Origin of the sequence: Vibrio sp. IB15 (assembly GCF_016406055.1) — a bacterium.
Lineage (GTDB): Bacteria > Pseudomonadota > Gammaproteobacteria > Enterobacterales > Vibrionaceae > Vibrio > Vibrio chagasii.
In genome coordinates, this window is sequence record NZ_JAEFCE010000154.1 from 1 (window position 1) to 895 (window position 895).

The 895-nt window shown below is 45.4% G+C and carries 1 protein-coding gene; it reads left to right on the forward strand.

Annotated elements, in window-relative coordinates; all coding sequences use genetic code 11:
• Positions 1–78 precede the first annotated feature (78 nt).
• The coding region (locus tag JC606_RS23190) for an IS5 family transposase (protein ID WP_198779563.1) at positions 79–895 on the forward strand (817 nt) is incomplete at its 3' end.

The window sequence follows — 895 nt, forward strand, 5'->3', positions numbered from 1 at the left end:
GGCGTTGTTGCCTAAATCCATTGAACCTTTTCCAAGTCCTGCGATCTGATCCTTTGTGATGGTTAGGACGTTGGTAATATGGGTAAAGCAAAAAAGAAGATAACTAACTGGGCAGAGTACAATAAAGCACTGTGCAAGCGTGGGTCAGTTACGTTTTGGATAGATGACTCCGCCATAGATGCATGGCAATGCAAAACCCATCATGGTAGACGTGGTAGAGGCTTCCAGTATTCAGATACAGCGATTGAAACTGCCTTGATGATCAAGGGTATCTTCTCTCTGCCATTGCGTGCACTTCAAGGTTTTATCGACTCGGTCTTCGAGCTACTGGATGTTCCACTGACGTCCCCTGACTACACCTGTATCAGTAAACGTTCGAAGACGGTTCAGGTTAAATATCGCAATAAATCTAGAGGAGCCATTCGGCATATAGCTATTGACTCAACTGGCCTCAAAGTCTTTGGCGAGGGTGAGTGGAAAGTGAAAAAGCATGGCGCAGAAAAACGCAGAACATGGCGTAAACTGCACTTAGCTGTAGATGTGGATACTCACGAAGCTGTTAGTGCGGAAGTCAGCCTTGTAAATGTTGGCGATAGTGAAGTGTTACCGACGCTGCTCAATCCACTACGCAGAAAGATCGTTGCCGTATCCGCAGATGGAGCCTATGACACCAAAAATTGCCATGAGATCCTGAAAAAGAAAGGTTGTACTCCGTTGATCCCGCCTCGAAAGAATGCAGCACTTTGGGAAGATGGCCATCCCAGAAACGAAGCGGTAATAGCTCTGAAAAATGGCACAATAACAAAGTGGAAAGTCGAATCTGGTTATCACTATCGCTCAATATCTGAGACTGCAATGTCTCGATATAAAGGACTAACAAGCGGTAAATTGAGCT